Source organism: Pseudoxanthobacter sp., from assembly GCF_036822375.1.
Classification (GTDB): domain Bacteria; phylum Pseudomonadota; class Alphaproteobacteria; order Rhizobiales; family Segnochrobactraceae; genus Pseudoxanthobacter.
Genome location: NZ_DAISHT010000186.1, coordinates 5,372 through 6,481 on the forward strand (window position 1 = coordinate 5,372; position 1,110 = coordinate 6,481).

1 protein-coding gene is annotated in these 1,110 nt (G+C 74.1%); it reads left to right on the forward strand.

Annotated elements, in window-relative coordinates; all coding sequences use genetic code 11:
• The first annotated feature begins 142 nt into the window (after positions 1–142).
• A complete protein-coding gene (locus V7067_RS14170; protein ID WP_334176551.1) occupies positions 143–934 on the forward strand; it encodes a SprT family zinc-dependent metalloprotease in 792 nt (263 codons plus the stop codon).
• Positions 935–1,110: the final 176 nt, after the last annotated feature.

A 1,110-nucleotide genomic window follows, 5' to 3' on the forward strand; every position in this document is an offset into this window, starting at 1 on the left:
TCTTGCCTGAACTCTTGCCGGCGTTCTTGCCGGCGTTCTTGCCCGGGCGGGCGTTTTTTATGCGCCGCGCTGTTGCCCGGCTGGCCGGCCTCGGCGATGATGGCTTTTCCGGCACGCCGGCTGAAACAGCCCGAACCCCACGATGGCGCCGATACTCCGTCCGCATTCCGAACCCCGCCGCCGCACCGGGCGGCCGCCCGTTCCCGTCCTGCCCGCTGTGCTGCCGGTGGCGCTGGCCGGTCGGGTGGTGGAGGTGCGGCTGCGCGTCAACGCCCGCGCGCGGCGCATGACGCTGCGCCTGCCGATCGGCACCGCCGGCCCGGTCATCACCGTGCCGCCAAGGGTGAGCGAGGCCGTGGTGCGCGGCTTTCTCGAGAGCCACCGCGAGTGGCTGGAAACGCGCCTTGCCCGCCGCCCCGCAGCAACGCCTTTCGCCGATGGCGCCGAAATTCCGTTTCGCGGCACGCCGCACCGCATCGTGCACGACGGACGGCTGCGTGGCGGGGTGCGCACCGCGGCCGGCCAGGACGGAGCGTCGCTCATCGTCGTCAGCGGCGAGCCGTCGGTGCTGGCGCGCCGGGTTTCGCTCTTCCTGCGGCGCGAGGCGGAAGCGGCCCTGAAAGAGGCCGTGCACCGCCACACCGCGGCCCTCGGCGTCACCGCGGCCGCGGTGCGCATCCGCGATACCACCAGCCGGTGGGGCTCGTGCTCCTGCGACCGTGTGCTGTCGTTCTCCTGGCGGGTGGTGATGGCGCCGCCCTTCGTGCTCAACTATCTCGTCGCCCATGAGGTGGCGCACCTGCGGGAGATGAACCACTCACCGGCATTCTGGCGCATCGTGGCGCGGCTCGATCCGCAGGCGCGGCAGGGCCGGGCCTGGCTGAAGCAGCACGGACCGCACCTGCACGCCATCGGCGCACAGCCCGACGCCTGAACCGCCCGGCCAGCCCGCACGCCGCTGCAGGGACCGGCCGCCGGCCGGATATCCCGCGCGCCCCGAGCAGCCCCCCGATCCCGCTCCGCATCGCTCCGGTCCGTATCGCTCCACCCCCGTCGCCCGGCCAGCCCGCGCCGCCCCCGGCGAGCGGAGGGCCCGAAGCCCTGCGCGGG

What these genes read in the sequence shown, in the direction of transcription:
- V7067_RS14170 (WP_334176551.1), top strand. Translation starts at nt 143, where the DNA reads ATGGCGCCGATACTCCGTCCGCATTCCGAACCCCGCCGCCGCACCGGG.